Source organism: Erythrobacter sp. SD-21, assembly GCF_000181515.1.
Lineage (GTDB): Bacteria > Pseudomonadota > Alphaproteobacteria > Sphingomonadales > Sphingomonadaceae > Qipengyuania.
Map to the genome: position 1 here is coordinate 1 of NZ_ABCG01000011.1, position 16160 is coordinate 16160.

Here is a 16160-nt window from a genome sequence, read left to right on the forward strand (position 1 = left end):
ACCGCGATTCCCGCCAGCGCCGCGGTTTCGCCGCGCAGGATGCGCGGGCCGAGGCTGATGGGACGGGCGGCGGGATGGGCGCGGATAGCGGCGCGCTCGGCATCGTCGAAGCCGCCTTCGGGACCGGTGAGCAGCGCGGCAGGGCCGTCGGCATAGCAGAACGCGTCGGCCGCCGGTTCGCCCCCTTCCTCGTCGGCGAAGAACAGGATGCGGTCTTCCGGCCAGTCGCGTAGCAAAGCGTCGAGCTTCACCGGTTCGGCGACTTGGGGGAGCGCCGTGCGCGCGCATTGTTCGGCGGCCTCTGTGACGATGGTGGAGGCGCGTTCGCCGTTGAGCTTGTCCGCCACGCAGCGCCGGGTGATCACCGGATGGATCGCCGCCACGCCCAGCTCTGTCGATTTTTCGAGGACCACGTCGAAACGGTCTTTCTTGAGCAGCGCGGGGCAGAGCCAGAAATCGGGCACCTCCTCGCGCGGGCGAAGATGGTCCTCGACCTTCAGCTCGACCCGGCGCTTGCCGGCCTCGGTCACGCGGGCGATCCATTCGCCCGTGACATCGTCGCACAGGATCACCGCATCGCCTTTGCCCACGCGCATGACGCGAGCGAGGTAGTTCGCCTGATTGCCTTCGATGCAGACGATGCGCCCGGTGCCGAGTTCATCGGAAACGAAAAGGCGGGGGGCGCTCTTGGGCGGCCATGCGGGAGTTGCTGCCATGGCTTTGCAGGTGGCACGTGCGCTTGTAGGGAGCAAGCCATGAGCGACACCGCGCCTGCAGATATCGTCCCCGATACAGAACATCGCGGCCTTGTGGCGCGCCTGCCGCGGCTGCCGCGCGACCTTGCGCAGCTCGCCCGGTTCGACCGGCCGATCGGCTGGTGGCTATTGTTCTGGCCCTGCATGTGGGGCGTATGGCTTGCTGGCGCGGGCTGGCAGTGGGCGCTCCTTGGCTGGCTGCTGCTCGGCAGCGTGGCCATGCGCGGTGCAGGCTGCGTCTACAACGACATCGTCGATGCGAAGCTGGACCGGCAAGTGGCGCGCACCGCCAGCCGCCCGGTGGCGAGCGGGCGCGTGTCGAAGAAGATGGCGTGGGGATGGCTCCTTGCGCTGTGCCTCGCCGGGCTGGTGGTGCTGCTCCAGCTGCGCCTCCTCGCGCAGATGGTCGCGCTCGGGAGCCTTGCGCTGGTCGCCGCCTATCCTTTTATGAAGCGGATCACGTGGTGGCCGCAGGCGTGGCTGGGCATGGTCTTCACATGGGGCCTGCTGGTCGGCTGGACCCAGCTGCGCGCCGACAATTGGGACGCGCTCGCCGCGATGTACGCAGGCGCGGCGCTGTGGGTGATCGGCTACGACACGATCTACGCCATGCAGGACCGGGAGGACGACGCGCTGGTCGGCATCCGCTCCTCCGCGCTGCGCATGGGTGGCCATGTGAAGGGCGGAGTGGCGCTGTTCTACACCGGAGCCGTCGCGCTCTGGGCGCTCGCCTTCTGGCTCTACCGCGCCGACTGGATCGCGCTGCTGGCGCTGCTTCCGGCGGCGGGCCACCTTGCATGGCAGGTCGCCACGCTGGATGGCGAGGATGCCGGCAATCCGCTCGCGCGCTTCCGCTCCAACCGCTGGACCGGCGCGCTGGTGGCCGCCGCCTGCTTCGTCGTGGGGAACGCCTGAGCCTCCGTTCGTGCTGAGCTTGTCGAAGCACCGCACTTTCTTCTAGCGTTGGTCCGCAAGTGAAGGACGGCCCTTCGACAAGCTCAGGGCGAACGGATTTTCCCAACTATGTGCAATCTTTACCGCATGACCAAGAACAAGGATGAGGTCGCCGCGTGGTTCGACGCGGTGAACGAGCTGGGCGGCGCGAATTTCGGCGAAGAGGTCTTCCCCGGCTATCCCGGCGCGGTGGTGGCGGAAGGCAAGCTCACCCAGATGAGCTGGGGCTTCCCGTTGGTGATGAAGGGCAAGAACGGCCAGCCGCTGAAGCCCAAGCCGGTCAACAACGCACGCACCGACAAGCTCGACAGTTTCTTCTGGCGCTACAGTTTCGAGGAACGGCGCTGCCTCATCCCCGTCACCGCATGGGCGGAGGCTGAGGGACCCAAGGGCGGAAAGACCCGCAGCTGGCTCTCGCGCCCCGATGCCGAGCTGTTCGCCGTGGCCGGCGTGTGGCGCAATTCGGACGAATGGGGCGATTGCTATTCCATGGTCATGACCGATGCGAGCGGCCTCGCCGCCGAGGTCCACAGCCGGATGCCCGTGCTGGTGGACAAGGCGGACTGGGGGACCTGGACTTCCGGTTCGCCCGAGGATGCGCGCGCGTTGTGCCGCCCGTGGGAAGGCGAGCTCGCTCTCGACCGCAGCACGGTGCCGTGGTCGGGCAAGGGGCAGGTGGGGCTGCTGTAACACCATGCGCATCGCCCTGTTCGAACCCGAAATCGCCGGGAATGTCGGCAATGTCATGCGGTTGGGCGCCTGCATGGGCGCGGGCGTGGACCTCATCGAACCGCTCGGCTTTCCGTGGGACGACCGCCGCGTGCGCCGTGCCGCGATGGACTATATCGATCATGTGGAGGTCGTGCGGCACGTAAGCTTCGAGGCCTTTCGCGCGGCAAGGGCAGGGCAGCGCCTCGTCCTGTTCACCACCCGCGCGACGCAGTCCTCCTACGACTTCGCCTATCGTCCCGACGATATCCTGCTGTTCGGCAAGGAAAGCGCCGGGGTGACCGATGCGGTGCGCGCATGTGTGGACGCGAGCGTGCGCTTGCCGATGAAGCCGGAGGTTCGCTCACTCAACCTCGCGACCAGCGCGGGTCTCGCGCTGGGCGAAGCGCTGCGCCAGACAGGGAGCCTGCCGGCTTAAGTTTTTCGGCAGGACGCATGGGCGCTGGGCTGGCGAAGAGCGGGCGGCGCAACACGATCTCATTCATAGCACACCACCTCGAATTCGATGCCGTCCCAGTCGAAGAAGTAGAAGCTCTCCGGCCCGGGCTCGTAGCTTCCATGGTTGAACGGTTCGAGCCCCTGCGCTCGCACAACTGCCTCGGCAGCGGCGAGGTCGTCGACCTGAACACCGATGTGGTTGAGCGGCACGCCCTTGGCGAAATCGCCTCGCGCGCTATCCTTTGTGTAGATCGCGAGGTAGTTGCGCTCGTCGCCGATGTGGATCGTGCGTCCACCGAGCTTTGACGGCCCTCTCCACCGTTCCTTCCAGCCGAGCAGGCTGGCGAACAGCTGGGCGCTGCGGTCGGGATCGGTGACGGTAATGTTGACGTGTTCGATAGTACCGTGCGGCATTGTGCATCTCCTGTTTGTGCCCTCGAAGATCGGGGCGCGTGGGTTGATGCACCACCCTATGCAACCTCAAGCTAAGTTGAGGTCAAACTTCAATTGCGCTATCTCAGTAATCGATGAAAGCGAACGACCTCCTTCCCATCGGCGATATCGCCCGTCGGACCGGCCTCTCGGTCTCGGCAATCCGGTTCTACGAGGAGAAGGGGCTGGTCGAGGCGCATCGTACCGGCGGCAACCAGCGCCGTTTCCTGCGCAGCGATATAAGGCGGCTGAGCTTCATCCTCATCGCGCAGAGGCTCGGTTTGTCGCTGGCGGAGATCGAGAGCGCGCTGGCCAGCCTGCCGCAGGGGCGTACGCCCACCGCCGCCGACTGGGCGAAGATCAGCAAGGAGGTCCGCCAGCGCATCGATGCGCAGATCGCGGCGCTCGAAAAAGTGCGCGACGATCTCGACGGCTGCATCGGCTGCGGGTGCCTGAGCCTAAAAGAATGCGCGCTCTACAACGCGGACGACCGCCATGGCCGTGACGGCGCCGGCCCGCGGGTCTTGCGCTGAAGAGGTGGGCTGCGCATAGGCTGCCCGATCTTCCTGAAAACCGGATCGACCGCTTGAAACCCATCCGCACTTCGCGCCTAACGCTGTGGTTCGTGCTCGCTCTTCCGGCGCTGGCACTGGGCGGGCAATGGGCCTTCACACCCGAAGCTTACGGCTACGGGCACGCTATCGCCGACAGCGGTGACTGGGCGGCGTGGCTGCTGATGGTGACGCTGGCGGTGACGCCGGTCCGCCTGCTGTTTCGCAAACAACGCTGGGCGCAGTGGCTTATGCGGCACCGGCGCGACCTGGGGGTGGCGAGCTTCGCCTATGCGGCGATCCACACGGGCGCCTATCTCTGGAAAAAGGGGGCGCTGGCCTGGAGCGGCGGCGAACTGGGGCAGGACTTCATTCTTGCCGGGTGGCTGGCCTTCGCGCTGTTCGTGCCGCTGGCGGTGACCTCGAACGATAAGTCGATGCGGACGCTCAAAAGGTCGTGGAAGGCGCTGCACCGGCTGGTCTATCCCGCCGCAGTGCTGACCTTCCTGCACTGGATCTGGTCGGCCTTCGACCCGACCACGGCGTGGATCCACGCAGGGATCCTTGCCGCGATCGAAGGTCTCAGGCTCTGGCTCCAGCGCCGTTAGAGGGTGACGTACTGGCGGAAGCGGGCAACCTCGGTTTCGTCGACATACTTGCCGATTTCGCGGTTGAATTCGTCCATGTCCGCATAGGGGCGGTATTCCATGAACTCGTGTTCCATCTTCTCGGTCATGCCGGGGATGAGCTTGATGTCGGCTTCGCTGGCGGAGTTGAGGTTGACCGGCACGAAGACCGTTTCGAGCACGGCGGAAGCTTCTTCCGCGCTCATGGTTTCCGTCAGCTTGGCGTTGAACGCGCTGACGCTATCATAGGGCTGACCAGCGACGATCGCGGCAGCGGCTTCGGCACCGAGACCAGCGGCGGCAAGCTGTTCAGCCGTCGCGGTGCTGGCGTCAAGCACGCCTTCGGTGGTCACTTCGGCTTCCGCAGTATCGGTGGCTTCGACCTCGGCGGTGGTGTCGGTTGCCTCTTCAGCCTCGCCCGAGCAGGCGGCGAGCGAAAGGGCGGTGCTGGCAAGGGCAGCGACGGCAATCAGTTTACGCATGAAATATCCTCTTATTGCGAAGTATTCGCATTAGCAGTTATGGAGGCGATGGAAAGCGGTTTCTCCACCAACGAACGGGATGGGGGGATCAATGCTCCGGCCCGAGCTCCGGATCGAGGTCGCGCGGACGGGCGAAATGGACCAGCTTGGCGCAGCCTTCCTTCAGTTGCGACCAGTCGTCGATATCGAGTTCGAACACGGCGAAGGCGGCGGTCGGGAACTTGACCTTGGCCTCGTCGAACAGGGCGTTCTCGTTGGCCGGAGAGACCAGTTCGAACAGCATGTCGCCAAGGCCCGGATTGTGGCCAGCAATGAGCAGCGTGTCCGCCTCGCCTCCCTGTTCATGGATCACGTCGAAAATCGTGTCGGTCGAGGCAAGGTAGAGCGCTTCTTCCCACTCGATCTCCGGGCCTATTTCCGCTTGTTCCAGTGTGGTCTTCACGCGCTGCGCAGGGCTGGCGACGAGTTTGTCCCACTTCACCCCGTGATCGCGGATGTGTTCGCCGATGAGCGCGGCGCCCCTGCAGCCGCGCTTGTTCAGACCCCGGTCGAAATCGCGCTTGTCGCTCTGCCCCCAGTCGGACTTGGCGTGGCGCAATAATCCCAGGATCTTCACGATTCTTCGCTCTCCGCTTCGGCCGTGTCGGCGTGAGCGCTGTCTCCAACACCCTTCGCCACGCGCTGTAAAGCTTCCGCAAGCGTCAGGCGTATGACGGGCGTGCCTTCGGGGAAGGCGGAGAGGAGGCGGCTGGGGAAGGCGGGCGAGAGGACGACGAAGTGACCGGCATCGTCCTTGCTGCGGATCAGCCGCCCGAAAGCCTGCGCCAGCCGCGCGCGGATGATGCGGTCGTCATAACGCTGGGCACCTCCCGCCGCCTCGGCCGCCGAGGCGCGGCGCGCGCGGTGGAGGATGGTGGGGCGCGGCCAGGGCACGCTTTCCATGACCACGCAGCGCAGGGAGCGCCCCGGCACGTCCACCCCGTCGCGCAGGGCATCGGTGCCGAGCAGGCTGGCGCGCGCATCGTCGCGGAAGATATCGGTCAGCGTGCCGGTGTCGATCGGATCGACATGCTGCGCGTAAAGCGGCAGGCCCGCGCGGGCGAGGCGGTCGGCGATCCGGCCATAGACCGCGCGCATGCGGCGGATCGCGGTGAACAGGCCGAGGACGCCGCCCTCGCTTGCCTCGATCAGCCGGGCGTAGGCGCCCGCGAGCGCGGGGATATCGCCGCGCTTTATGTCGGTAACGATCAGCACCTCGGCGCGGCCGGCGTAGTCGAACGGACTGTCGGCCTGCGTGGTCTTGGGCGCGAGTTCGAGATGCGGCGTGCCGCTCTTGGCTATAGCTTGCTCCCAGTCGGGGCCGCTCTCGTCGCGGTCGGTCAGCGTAGCGCTCGTCAGCATGACGCCATGCGCCGGTTCGAGCACGACCTGCGCGAAGGGCTTCATCGGGTCGAGCCAGTGGCGATAAAGGCCGACGTCGAATTCGCGCGCGTCGTTGCGGTCGACCGCCAGCCAGTCGACGAATTCGGGGTCCGCCGGTCCGCCGAGGCGACCAAGCAGCGCTTCCCACGCCGCGATCAGGTCGATCCGCCAGCCGAGCGAATGGCGCGCCCCCTCGATCCGCGCGCGGCCCTGTCCGTCGAGCCAGTCGGGCGCGTCTTCCATGATCGCTTCCAGCCGCCCGGCAAGCTTGAGCAGCGGCGTGCGGATGTGCGCCAGGGCCTGCGCCGCCGTGCCCGCGGCCTCGACCAGCTCGCCGGGAAGCTGCGCGGTCTCGGTCTCGATGCCGTAGCCTGCTTCCTGTCCGCTTTCGTCGCGCGCATAGGTGGTGGCGCGGACCTGCGCGAGAAGCGCCTCGAGCGGACCCGAAGGCGCGCCTTCCGCCAACCGGCCGAGCCAGCCATCGGACGGCAGCGCCTCGGCCGCCTCGACCGCGGCTTCCACCGCGTCGCCGCCTGCCTCGTCATAGCTGGCGACATCGGCCAGCCGCGCCGCCAGCCCGCGTCGACGCCCGCGCGAATTGCGTTCCGGCCCGATGATCCAGCGTCGGAGTTCGATCGCCTCCTGCCCCGTGAGCGCAGCGGAAAAGGTGCTGTCGGCAGCATCGAAAACGTGGTGGCCCTCGTCGAACACGATGCGGGTGGGGCGGCTGGCAAGGTCGCGCCCGCGCGCGGCGTTGACCATCACCAGCGCGTGGTTCGCGATGACGAGATCGGCCTGCGCGGCGTTCCGCGCGCTGCGTTCGATGAAGCACTTGCGGTAATGCGGGCAGCCCGCATAAACGCATTCGCCGCGCTGGTCGGTCAGCGCCGCGATCCCCCGCTTCCTGAACAGCGTGCCCAGCCAGCCGGGCAGATCGCCGCCGATCATGTCGCCATCCTGCGAATAAGCAGCCCAGCGCGCCACCAGATGCGCAAGGATCGCCGGGCGCCCGGCAAAGCCGCCCTGCAACGCGTCTTCGAGATTGAGCAGGCAGAGATAATTCTCGCGGCCCTTGCGCACCACCACGGGCGGCGAGCCATCGGGGCGCGTGGCGGGCCATGCACGCGTGCTCTCGCGACGCAGCTGGCGCTGGAGATTCTTGGTAAAAGTGCTGACCCAGACCGTGCCGCCCGATTGCGCCGCCCACAGCGAGGCGGGGGCGAGATAGCCCAGCGTCTTGCCGATCCCCGTACCCGCCTGCGCCAGCAGCACATGCGGGCGGCGCTGGCGGTCGCGCGGAGAGAAGACATGGCCCGCCACGCGCGCGAACAGGCGCTGCCCTTCGCGCCGTTCCGCCCCCTCGCCGGTCAGCCGTTCGAGATGCGCCTCGATCTCCGGTTCCTCGATCAGGACCTGCGAGGGCTGCGGACGTTCGGGCGCCTCCTCCCATTCGGGTAAGCGCGTGAAGAGCCACTTTTCCGACTTCTGCGGCTTGGCGACATGAGGGGCGAGGACATTGGCCCAGGGCCAGCGCAGGCGGGCCAGCGATTGCAGGCTCGACCACGCGCCCTCGCGCTCGGTCCAGTCCTCGCTCTCGCAAGTCGCCACCAGCGCGCCGGCGGCCTGTTGCAGCAGCAGCGGCACGCCTGCATCATCCTCCGGCTCGGCCAGAGCGAGCGCATGGGCCAGCCCCTTGGGCGTTGGCACGCAGAACTTCGCCGGATGGACGAAAGCGAAGAGCTCCAGCAGGTCGAGCCCCGAAAGATCGGGATAGCCCAGCCGGCTCGCCACCAGCGGCGCATTCATCAGCAGTAGCGGCGTATCCGCCGCCGCCATCACTGCCTCGCCTTTGGAGCACCCGCGCGTCGAGCCATTGGCGTCGCGCAGCCAAGTACCGGCATGGCTGGCATGAAGCGCGGGAAGGGGGAGGGGTTGGCTCACTCCTCAGGCGATAGAACACATGACGAACGCGAGGCAAGCGGGGAAGGGTGGTTTTCCTCGCGGAGATAGCTGCTTTTGGAAGCGGGGAGATCAGGCGGCTATGGCGGATTGTGGGTGGAAAGCGGACCTTGACCCATCTAGCCACCCTCTTCTCCCAACGCTTGTGCCGCATGCGAGAGCGTTACCAGGCCGATCCCCCCAATAAGGTTGCCGGCAAGCGAGATCGCACCGACCCTGGCGATATGCTGGACGGCCAGGTCGGCCCCGATGAACAGGCCGAAGAGCAGGTGGAGCATCGACACGACAACATGTTCGAACGGCCCCAGCGCGAGCATCACACCTACCGCATATGCCATCATTGCTCGTGCGCCCGTGGACTGCGCGGCGATCACGAGGAAGGAGAGCAAGGCTACGAGTGCCCCGCCCACTACCGAGCGGGCAAAGGTCGCCCATGGCGCCCGCTCCGCTATCTCCGATGCCGGGGACATGAGCGACTCGCGCGCGCCGGCAGGCAGCGCCCCATCGACCGAAAGGGCGAGGATCAGAAGGGTGCCACCGACGATGTTGAGCGCGAAGGTGAGCACCCACAGGCGCAGCAGACGCCGGAATACGTGCCGCTCCTTCCCTTCGAAGGCCGTGGCGATCGGGTCGAAAAAGTTCTCGCTGAAGAGTTCGGCACGGCCCACGATGAGGAATACCACCCCGACGGCGAAACCAAGCGCTCCGAGAACGGAGGCGAATTCGTCAAAGTGAGGTAGCGCGGCCGAATGGATCAGTGCCTGTGCGGCGCTTCCGAAGATGATCGTAAAGCCGGCGATAAAGCCGGTCGCCAGCAGAGCCAGGAGACTGTAGTCGAGACGCCGTTTCCCCTCCTCGGCAGCTCTCTCAAAAATTTCCGCTGGGTTCAGCGCGCTCGGCATGTTCGGAGGACGCTCGGCCGCCATGGAAGGTTCCGAGTCCCGCTAGGCTCAACCGATGTGCCCAGCAACCCGAGACATCCTTTGGAAGATGGCCAAGCGCAATGCTGCATGTTGACGGGCAGCTAACGGTACCTAGCGTTCTTGGACTGTAGGGGCGAAAGCTCCCCCGCTCAGCCTTTTCTCTTTCCTTATACCTCGCCGAGGCTCTAATCGAGTGGCTGCGGCTGGCTTGCTATCAGAGGCGTTTCCGCCACCAGCGATCGCGGTCGGCCTACCAGCCACACTCCCACATCGTTCACCAGCTCCATCGAGCAGATCGGATGCCCGTCCTGATAAAGGTCGGCCTGGGCGCCACGAGCTATTCTTCGCGCGTAATCGAGGGCATCGGCAAAACCGACGGCCTGGAAATGGACCGGCGCCGAGTTATGATCGGCTGGCTCGGCATAGCGGAGTTCATAGTCGCGCATCAGTGGCTCTTCTTTCCGCCCTTGCGCGAACTCTCATTGCTATCCTTCTTGCCGCGGCCCGAACCGGATTTGTTTCCGCCGCCGCTTTCCTTGTTGACGGTGGCCCAGGCCCGGCTCTCCGCCTCGTCTTCGGAGACGCCCTGTTCCTCGTAATTTTCCTCGATATGCTCGGCTTTACGCTTCTGCTTGTCGGTGTATTTGTCCTTGTCGCCCTTGCTCATCGCGGCTCTCCTTCGTAGCCCCGTCCAAGTGTGCAATATTCCGATCCCGCCTATGCTTCAATAACTTAAGTCAAGCGTGTTGGCAGGATCGACTGCCTCAAATGCGCCGAAGAGAGCTTCGAGAACGCGTGCGATTATCGCACACGATGCCTAGAAGGGCGGATCGAGCTCATATGTCATCTAGAGGTCGAGAAACTCCGACGGCCGCGTCGTCCATCGCCTCGACTTCGAAGGCGCAGTGCAAGTAGTCAGACGAGCGGCCTACGGCTGACCGTCACGAGGTGGGTCGTTAGCGGAACGGCCGCTTTTCGCAGAAGCGTCCAGCCGCTGTCCTACTCCCCGCTGCCACGATAGAGCGTGAGGCATGCCGCAAGCGCGCTCGCCTCTATCCCTTCGCCCCGCTTATTGTTCGCCGGGCTGGGTGAAATTATTACCCGCAGGACCGTGCTCCATGCGCTCCATCCTGTCGGGCTCGCCGCCTGCCTTTCCAACCCGCGTCCAACACTTCGCACTTGCGAAACGCTCGCGCAGGCGCAAAGGCGTAGCCCATGAGCATGAACGATCTGATCACCGCCGCACGTGTGTCGAAGGCCTGGCCGTTCCAGGAGGCGCAGCGGCTGCTCAAACGCTATCCCGATGGCGCGAAGCCGGATGGCTCGCCGGTGCTGTTCGAAACGGGCTACGGCCCCAGCGGATTGCCGCATATCGGCACCTTCCAGGAAGTGCTGCGCACCACGCTCGTGCGCCGCGCGTTCGAGGCGATGATTGGGGCGAGGCCGGAAGACGGCAAGACGCGCCTCGTCGCCTTCTCTGATGACATGGACGGCCTGCGCAAGGTGCCCGACAACGTGCCCAACCAGGCGCTGCTCGAGGCGAACCTGCACCTGCCGCTGTCCCGCGTACCCGACCCGTTCGAGAAGGGCCACGAGAGCTTCGCGGCCCACAACAACGCAATGCTGCGCGCCTTCCTCGACCGCTTCGGCTTCCAGTACGAGTTCGTCGCCGCGAGCGACATGTACAATTCGGGCCGTTTCGATGACGCGCTGCGGCAGGTCCTGCGCAAGAACCAGGACATCCTCGACATTATGCTGCCCACGCTGCGCGAGGAGCGGCGCAAGACCTATTCGCCGATCCTGCCGATCTCGCCCACCACGGGCCGCGTGCTGCAGGTGCCGGTGGAGGTCGTCGATGCCGAAGCCGGCACGATCCGCTTTGCCGACGAGGACGGCACGCAGGTCGAGCAGTCCGCGCTCGGCGGCATGAGCAAGCTTCAGTGGAAGGTCGACTGGGCGATGCGCTGGTACGCGCTGGGCGTCGACTACGAGATGTACGGCAAGGACCTGACCGACAGCGGCGTCCAGTCGGGCAAGATCGTCAAGGTGCTGGGCGGCCGCAAGCCCGAAGGCCTGATCTACGAGATGTTCCTCGACCAGAACGGCGAGAAGATCTCCAAGTCCAAGGGCAACGGCCTCTCGATCGAGGAATGGCTGCAATACGGCAGCGAGGAGAGCCTCGGCTTCTACATCTTCCCCAACCCCAAAAGCGCCAAGCAGCTGCACGTCCGCGTAATCCCGCGCGCGGTGGACGATTACTGGCAGTTCCGGGAGCGGCTGGAGGGGCAGGAGCTCGACAAGCAACTCGGCAATCCCGTGTGGCACCTGGCGCGCGCCAACGGCGGGTTCGAGGGCACCGAGGCGCCTGGTGCGGGCGACAGCCTGCCGGTGACTTATGGGCTGCTGCTCAACCTCGCCAGCGTGCTGGGCGCCGAAGCGAGCGAGGAGGCGCTGCGCGACTATCTCGCCAGCTACATTGGCAGCGACGAGATCACGCCCGAACTCGAGGTGCTGATCGGCACTGCGGTCGCCTATACGCGCGACTACATCGTGCCGACCCTGTCCAAGCGCGCGCCCACGGCGAACGAGGCGGAGGCACTGAAGGCGCTCGACGCCTATCTCGCCAAGGCACCGGCGGACACCAGCGCCGAGGACATGCAGACCGAAGTCTACGAGATCGGCAAGCGCGAGCAATACGGCTTTGCGTCCCTGCGCGACTGGTTCAAGGCGCTCTATCAGACGCTGCTTGGCAGCGACCAAGGACCGCGCATGGGCAGCTTTATCGCGCTCTATGGCGTGGAAAACAGCCGCAAGCTCATCGCCGAGGCGCTGGCCAAGGCCTGATGGCGCGGCCAGTGCGGCAGGGTCAGCTGTGCTTGCGCGTGCGGTACCATTTGGTCAGCACGTACTTCGAGCCTTCGATGACCGGGGTGCCGGCGTGCATCGTGTCCTCGTTCGGCGTGCCGTCGGGCTTGGCGTTGTTCCAGATCAGGAGCACGCCTGGCTTGGGTTCGATCGAAGCGCCGACATGGGTGAAGTGGGTGTGTCCGCCCTGGGGAACCTTGTTGAGGAAGGCCATGGCCGTCCAGCACCGCTGGCCGCCGCGCTTTCGTTCCAGCTTCCAGTATTCCTGGTCGGTGTAGAACCAGTCATTATGCGGCTTGAACTCCTGCCCCGGCAGGTAGCGCTGGCCCTGAATTGCCTCGCCCGTCACCGGATTCATGCCGAGCAGGTCGTCGATCCGCCGCGAGACGCCCTTCACGAAGGGGTCCTGCGAGTTGAAATTACCCGAATAGGAGGTGCGGAACTTCTCGATATAGGCGGTTTCGTGCAACTCGCTCGGGCGCGCGACGACATCGATCATGGTAATGAAGCGGCGGCATTCCTCGGGCGTGAGGAAGTTCGGCACGGCGAAGATTTCCGCCTTGTCGGTCGGCACTTTGTAGATCGAGCTGTCGGCTTCGAGGCGTTTACGCACCTGCGCGCCGATACGCATGAGGGCGTCCTGGTCGGGAATCACGGCAGTCTTGGTCATGGGCATGAGTGTTAGCGCTGCGAAGCGTCGTCGCAAAGCAGGCATCTTGTGCGAATTCCCCTTCGCGCTAGGTTCGTTGTCACACTTCACGGGACGGGAGGCCCTTCGCTATGATCAATACCAATGCCGCGCGCCGCTATTCGCTGGGCGCGATGATTTTTCACTGGGTCATCGCCATTGCGGTCATCGTAAACTGGCGCATTGCCGAAGCTGCAGAACACGCGCAAATGCCGGAGAAGGCGGAGATATTCGCCAATCACAAGGCGCTCGGCATCCTTATCCTGTTCCTGACGCTGGGCCGGCTGCTGTGGCGCTGGACGCATCCCGTCCCGCCGCTGCCATCGGATCTCGCCAAATGGGAAGCGACGCTCGCCCGCGCGGTCCACATCCTCTTCTATGTCCTGCTGATCGGCTTGCCGCTCGGCGGCTGGCTCGCCAATTCGCTTGCCGGGCGCGAGATCGACATGTTCGGCTTCTTCACCATTCCCCCGCTGCCGCTTGGCGAGAACAGTGAGCTCGCCAAGTCGATCTTCGGCCTTCACGCGACCGGGGGGTCGGTGTTCATCTACCTCATCGCGCTGCATATCCTCGGCGCGCTGAAGCACACCTTCTTCGACAGGAACGGCGGCATTTTCCGTATGCTTCCCTTCGGGAAGGTGCCGGGCTGACACGAAAAAGCCCCCGCCGATCGCTCGGCGGGGGCGCTTGCAGCTCGCGGTCCACTCTCACGCCGCAAGCGGCAAGAAAGAGTTACCAGAAGAAGTCGTAGATCACGTCGACCACTTCGCCGCTGTAGATATCGACCAGCAGCACGTCGTCGTAATAGCGGACCCAGCGGTAGGGGCCGTAAACTTCGGGCAGGCGATAGCGCCAGGGATCGTTGATCCAGTAGCGGCTCCCGAAGAAGAGGTTGCCGATACGGAAGCCGATGCCCAGGCGGCGATAGCGGTAGTCGCGATAGGGCGCGTAGTAGCGCCCGAGCCGATAGAGGCCGCGGTTCGAATAGCGGTAGTCGCGCCAATTGTAGCGGCGATCCGCGCGCCAGCGGCGCTCGTTCCAGCGGTTGTATTCGTGCCAGCGACGGCCATCGTAATAGCGCGCGCGGCGTTCGCGGCGTTGCTCATTGATCTTACCGTCGCGGTAGCCGCTGCGATAGGCATCGCGGCTGTTGCGCCGGTCCTCGCGGGCATCGCGCCGACGCTCGTCGCGACGGCCTTCGCGATATCCGTCACGGCGCGCCTCGCGGTAGCTGCGGTTCCGGTCGCCCGAGTAGCTGCGGTTGCGGGCTGCGCGGCGATCGCCGCGGTTCCAATCCCGCCCGGTACGTTCCTCGCGGCGCTCGGTAGCGACGCGTTCGGCAGCACGGCGGATGGCTCCATTGCCTTGCGAGCGACGGTTGTCGTTACGCTCGACACGGCGTTCCTGTCGGCGTTCCTGCCGCCGCTCGCTGCGTTGTGCCTCCCGGCGTTCGGAACGGCGTTCGCTCCGATTGTTCTGGCGGCGCTCGGCGCGTTTGTCCTGGCGACGCTCGCTGCGTCGTTCGGAGCGGCGATCATCACGGTCGCGCTTGCTCTGCTGCTCGGCGGCAGCTTCGGCCGCAGAGGCGGCGGCGGGCAGGGCAGTGGTCGCCATCGCGATCGCGAGGGCGCCGAGCGCACTGCCTTTCATCAGCTTGGTAAAAGTCATGGAGCGTGTCCTTGTGGCTGCGATAGCCGCTCCACACCTGCGGCTTCCTGTTTCGGTGTATCGCTTTGTATCAGATCGGCCTGACCCGTATCTGAACCGCTTCAGCGCCCTCTCGTTCATCTTTTCGTCACAAACCCTGAACGCGAACCTGAGCGCCCGTTGCGCGTTGGGGGAGGATGGACTTAACCATCGACAACGTCCGACAGGACATTGCCCGCCGCCTTCACGGCGCTGCGAGCGATCGACATTCGCCCATGCACACGCCGGTTATCGCCACGTCCGACGCGGATGCCCGGATCATGGTCCTGCGCGATTTCGACGAACCGGCCTGGACCCTGCGCTTCCACACGGATGCGCGTTCGCCCAAGACCGCAGTGATCGGGGACGGCGGGCCGGTCGGTGTGCTGTTCTACGACCGCGTGGAGAAAGTGCAGATCAGGTGTCGCGGCACGGGGCGCATCGAACAGGGCACCGCGCTTGCCGATCGGGCTTGGTCGACCAGTGATAATTTCGCACGCCGCTGTTACCTCGGTGCGCCGCCGGGGGAAACGCGCGAAGAACCCTCCAGCGGGCTACCCGATTGGATCGAGGGCCAGCGTCCGACCGAAGAGCAACTGGCACCCGCCAGAAGCAATCTCGCCGTGCTGATCGTGGAGATCGAAGAGGCGGATTGGTACTACCTTTCAAACGGCGGCCACCGACGTGCGCTGATCGACCGCGACGGCGGACGGTGGATCACGCCCTGAGCAGGCGAAGGGCGCGGTTTCGTTAAGATTCGCGCGATATTAGCCAGGTCTGGATTATTGCAGGACAAGATTACGTGACCACGCCATCCGGACGCATCCTCATGCTGTTCGACAACATGAATCGCGACTATGTTTCTCGCCTCCATTCGGGTGCAAGCCGCGAGGCCGGCGCTGCGGGGCTCCAGCTGCAGATGGAAAACATCCATGCAACCGACAGGAAAGCGGAAAGCCTGCTGGACGATCCGGCCATCGCGGGCGTGATCCTGACCGCTCCCTTGTGCGATGACCGCCATGTCATGCTGCAAGTGGAAAAGCGGGAGCTCCCCTTCGCCCGCATCGCCTCGATGCTCAATCCAGACCGCGGCATCAACGTGGCGATGGACGAATACGATGCCGCCCGCTCGGTCACTGCGCTGCTGCTCGAGGCCGGACATCGCCGCGTCGGCATCATCCGTGGGCCGCGCTCGCACCTTTCGAGCATGCGGCGCTACAACGGCTTCACCGCCGCGCTGGGATCCAAGGGCGTGAAACTGGATCCGTCGCTTGTCGCGGAAGGCGATTACACGCGTGTGGGCGGCGCCGAAGCCGGCGCAAAACTGCTGACGGCGCGGCCCACGGCCATCTTTGCCAGCAACGACGCGATGGCCGCCGGCCTTGCCGACGCGGCCCGCAAGGCAGGTCTCTCGCTGCCTCGCGATCTGTCGATCGTCAGGTTTGACGACGACCCGATCGCCAAGAGCATGCATCCGCCGCTCACCTCGGTGCGCCAGCAGCTGGAAGAAATGGGCGCGGCGGCGTGCAAGCTTTTGGCAGAGCGCGTGGCCGGTCGTGGTGCGGGCAAGGCGCATACGGACGTGCCTTTCGCACTAGTCGAGCGCGCTTCGATCGTCCCTCCTGCCGCAAGCTGATTGCACGGTCGCCG

At 65.3% G+C, this 16160-nt stretch carries 18 protein-coding genes and 1 pseudogene; 9 read left to right on the top strand and 10 right to left on the bottom strand.

Going from position 1 to position 16160, the window contains the following annotated elements; translation table 11 throughout:
* The coding region (locus ED21_RS13675) for a 16S rRNA (uracil(1498)-N(3))-methyltransferase (protein WP_006834525.1) at positions 1-716 on the bottom strand (716 nt) is incomplete at its 3' end.
* A gap of 39 nt (positions 717-755) precedes the next feature.
* Here ED21_RS13675 and ubiA point away from each other — a divergent pair.
* From ubiA to ED21_RS13690, 3 genes are all read left to right on the top strand, one after another.
* Positions 756-1670: a 4-hydroxybenzoate octaprenyltransferase gene (gene ubiA, locus ED21_RS13680; protein ID WP_006834526.1), complete on the top strand. Its 915-nt coding sequence runs from the start codon at positions 756-758 to the stop codon at positions 1668-1670.
* A 108-nt stretch (positions 1671-1778) separates the two neighbouring features.
* Positions 1779-2399, top strand: a complete 621-nt coding sequence (locus ED21_RS13685; protein WP_006834527.1) for an SOS response-associated peptidase — start codon at positions 1779-1781, stop codon at positions 2397-2399.
* Between the two features lie 4 nt (positions 2400-2403).
* Positions 2404-2856 carry a tRNA (cytidine(34)-2'-O)-methyltransferase gene (locus ED21_RS13690; protein ID WP_006834528.1) on the top strand — a complete coding sequence of 151 codons (453 nt, stop codon included), beginning with the start codon at positions 2404-2406 and terminating at the stop codon, positions 2854-2856.
* Between the two features lie 59 nt (positions 2857-2915).
* On the opposite strand, the gene ED21_RS13695 is transcribed toward ED21_RS13690, so the two are convergent.
* The gene (locus ED21_RS13695) at positions 2916-3290 is read right to left on the bottom strand and encodes a VOC family protein (protein ID WP_006834529.1); all 375 of its coding nucleotides are present in this window, start codon (positions 3288-3290) and stop codon (positions 2916-2918) included.
* A 113-nt stretch (positions 3291-3403) separates the two neighbouring features.
* Here ED21_RS13695 and soxR point away from each other — a divergent pair, with 113 nt between their 5' ends.
* Both soxR and ED21_RS13705 read left to right on the top strand, forming a co-directional pair.
* Positions 3404-3841: a redox-sensitive transcriptional activator SoxR gene (gene soxR / locus ED21_RS13700; protein WP_006834530.1), complete on the top strand. Its 438-nt coding sequence runs from the start codon at positions 3404-3406 to the stop codon at positions 3839-3841.
* Between the two features lie 53 nt (positions 3842-3894).
* Positions 3895-4467 carry a sulfite oxidase heme-binding subunit YedZ gene (locus tag ED21_RS13705; RefSeq protein WP_006834531.1) on the top strand — a complete coding sequence of 191 codons (573 nt, stop codon included), beginning with the start codon at positions 3895-3897 and terminating at the stop codon, positions 4465-4467.
* Here ED21_RS13705 and ED21_RS13710 read toward each other — a convergent pair.
* From ED21_RS13710 to ED21_RS13735, 6 genes and pseudogenes are all read right to left on the bottom strand, one after another.
* A complete protein-coding gene (locus tag ED21_RS13710; protein WP_006834532.1) occupies positions 4464-4967 on the bottom strand; it encodes a hypothetical protein in 504 nt (167 codons plus the stop codon). The two genes, ED21_RS13705 and ED21_RS13710, sit on opposite strands and share 4 nt — an antisense overlap.
* 88 nt (positions 4968-5055) lie before the next feature.
* Positions 5056-5583 carry a histidine phosphatase family protein gene (locus ED21_RS13715; protein WP_006834533.1) on the bottom strand — a complete coding sequence of 176 codons (528 nt, stop codon included), beginning with the start codon at positions 5581-5583 and terminating at the stop codon, positions 5056-5058.
* Positions 5580-8330, bottom strand: a complete 2751-nt coding sequence (locus ED21_RS13720) for an ATP-dependent DNA helicase (protein WP_006834534.1) — start codon at positions 8328-8330, stop codon at positions 5580-5582. Before ED21_RS13720 ends, ED21_RS13715 begins: the two co-directional genes overlap by 4 nt.
* A 137-nt stretch (positions 8331-8467) precedes the next feature.
* On the bottom strand, positions 8468-9274 hold the full coding sequence (locus ED21_RS13725) for a formate/nitrite transporter family protein (protein ID WP_006834535.1): 807 nt from the start codon (positions 9272-9274) through the stop codon (positions 8468-8470).
* 182 nt (positions 9275-9456) lie between these two features.
* Positions 9457-9717 carry a hypothetical protein gene (locus ED21_RS13730; RefSeq protein ID WP_006834536.1) on the bottom strand — a complete coding sequence of 87 codons (261 nt, stop codon included), beginning with the start codon at positions 9715-9717 and terminating at the stop codon, positions 9457-9459.
* 8 nt (positions 9718-9725) lie between these two features.
* Positions 9726-9938 (bottom strand): annotated as a pseudogene (locus ED21_RS13735) (plasmid stabilization protein); the annotation flags it as partial.
* A 548-nt stretch (positions 9939-10486) separates the two neighbouring features.
* Here ED21_RS13735 and ED21_RS13740 point away from each other — a divergent pair.
* Complete coding sequence (locus ED21_RS13740) at positions 10487-12115, top strand: lysine--tRNA ligase (RefSeq protein ID WP_006834538.1); 1629 nt, start codon at positions 10487-10489, stop codon at positions 12113-12115.
* A 22-nt stretch (positions 12116-12137) separates the two neighbouring features.
* On the opposite strand, the gene ED21_RS13745 is transcribed toward ED21_RS13740, so the two are convergent.
* Positions 12138-12806: a 2OG-Fe(II) oxygenase gene (locus tag ED21_RS13745; protein WP_006834539.1), complete on the bottom strand. Its 669-nt coding sequence runs from the start codon at positions 12804-12806 to the stop codon at positions 12138-12140.
* Between the two features lie 110 nt (positions 12807-12916).
* Between ED21_RS13745 and ED21_RS13750 the strand changes: the two genes are divergently transcribed.
* Positions 12917-13474 (top strand): cytochrome b, encoded by a 558-nt coding sequence (locus ED21_RS13750; RefSeq protein WP_006834540.1) that lies wholly within the window; start codon positions 12917-12919, stop codon positions 13472-13474.
* Between the two features lie 82 nt (positions 13475-13556).
* On the opposite strand, the gene ED21_RS15250 is transcribed toward ED21_RS13750, so the two are convergent.
* Positions 13557-14492, bottom strand: a complete 936-nt coding sequence (locus ED21_RS15250; protein ID WP_006834541.1) for an RcnB family protein — start codon at positions 14490-14492, stop codon at positions 13557-13559.
* A 176-nt stretch (positions 14493-14668) separates the two neighbouring features.
* Here ED21_RS15250 and ED21_RS13760 point away from each other — a divergent pair, with 176 nt between their 5' ends.
* Complete coding sequence (locus ED21_RS13760; protein WP_034922839.1) at positions 14669-15238, top strand: flavin-binding protein; 570 nt, start codon at positions 14669-14671, stop codon at positions 15236-15238.
* 74 nt (positions 15239-15312) lie between these two features.
* Positions 15313-16146, top strand: coding sequence for a substrate-binding domain-containing protein (locus tag ED21_RS13765; protein WP_156787492.1), 834 nt, complete (start codon positions 15313-15315; stop codon positions 16144-16146).
* Positions 16147-16160 lie beyond the last annotated feature (14 nt).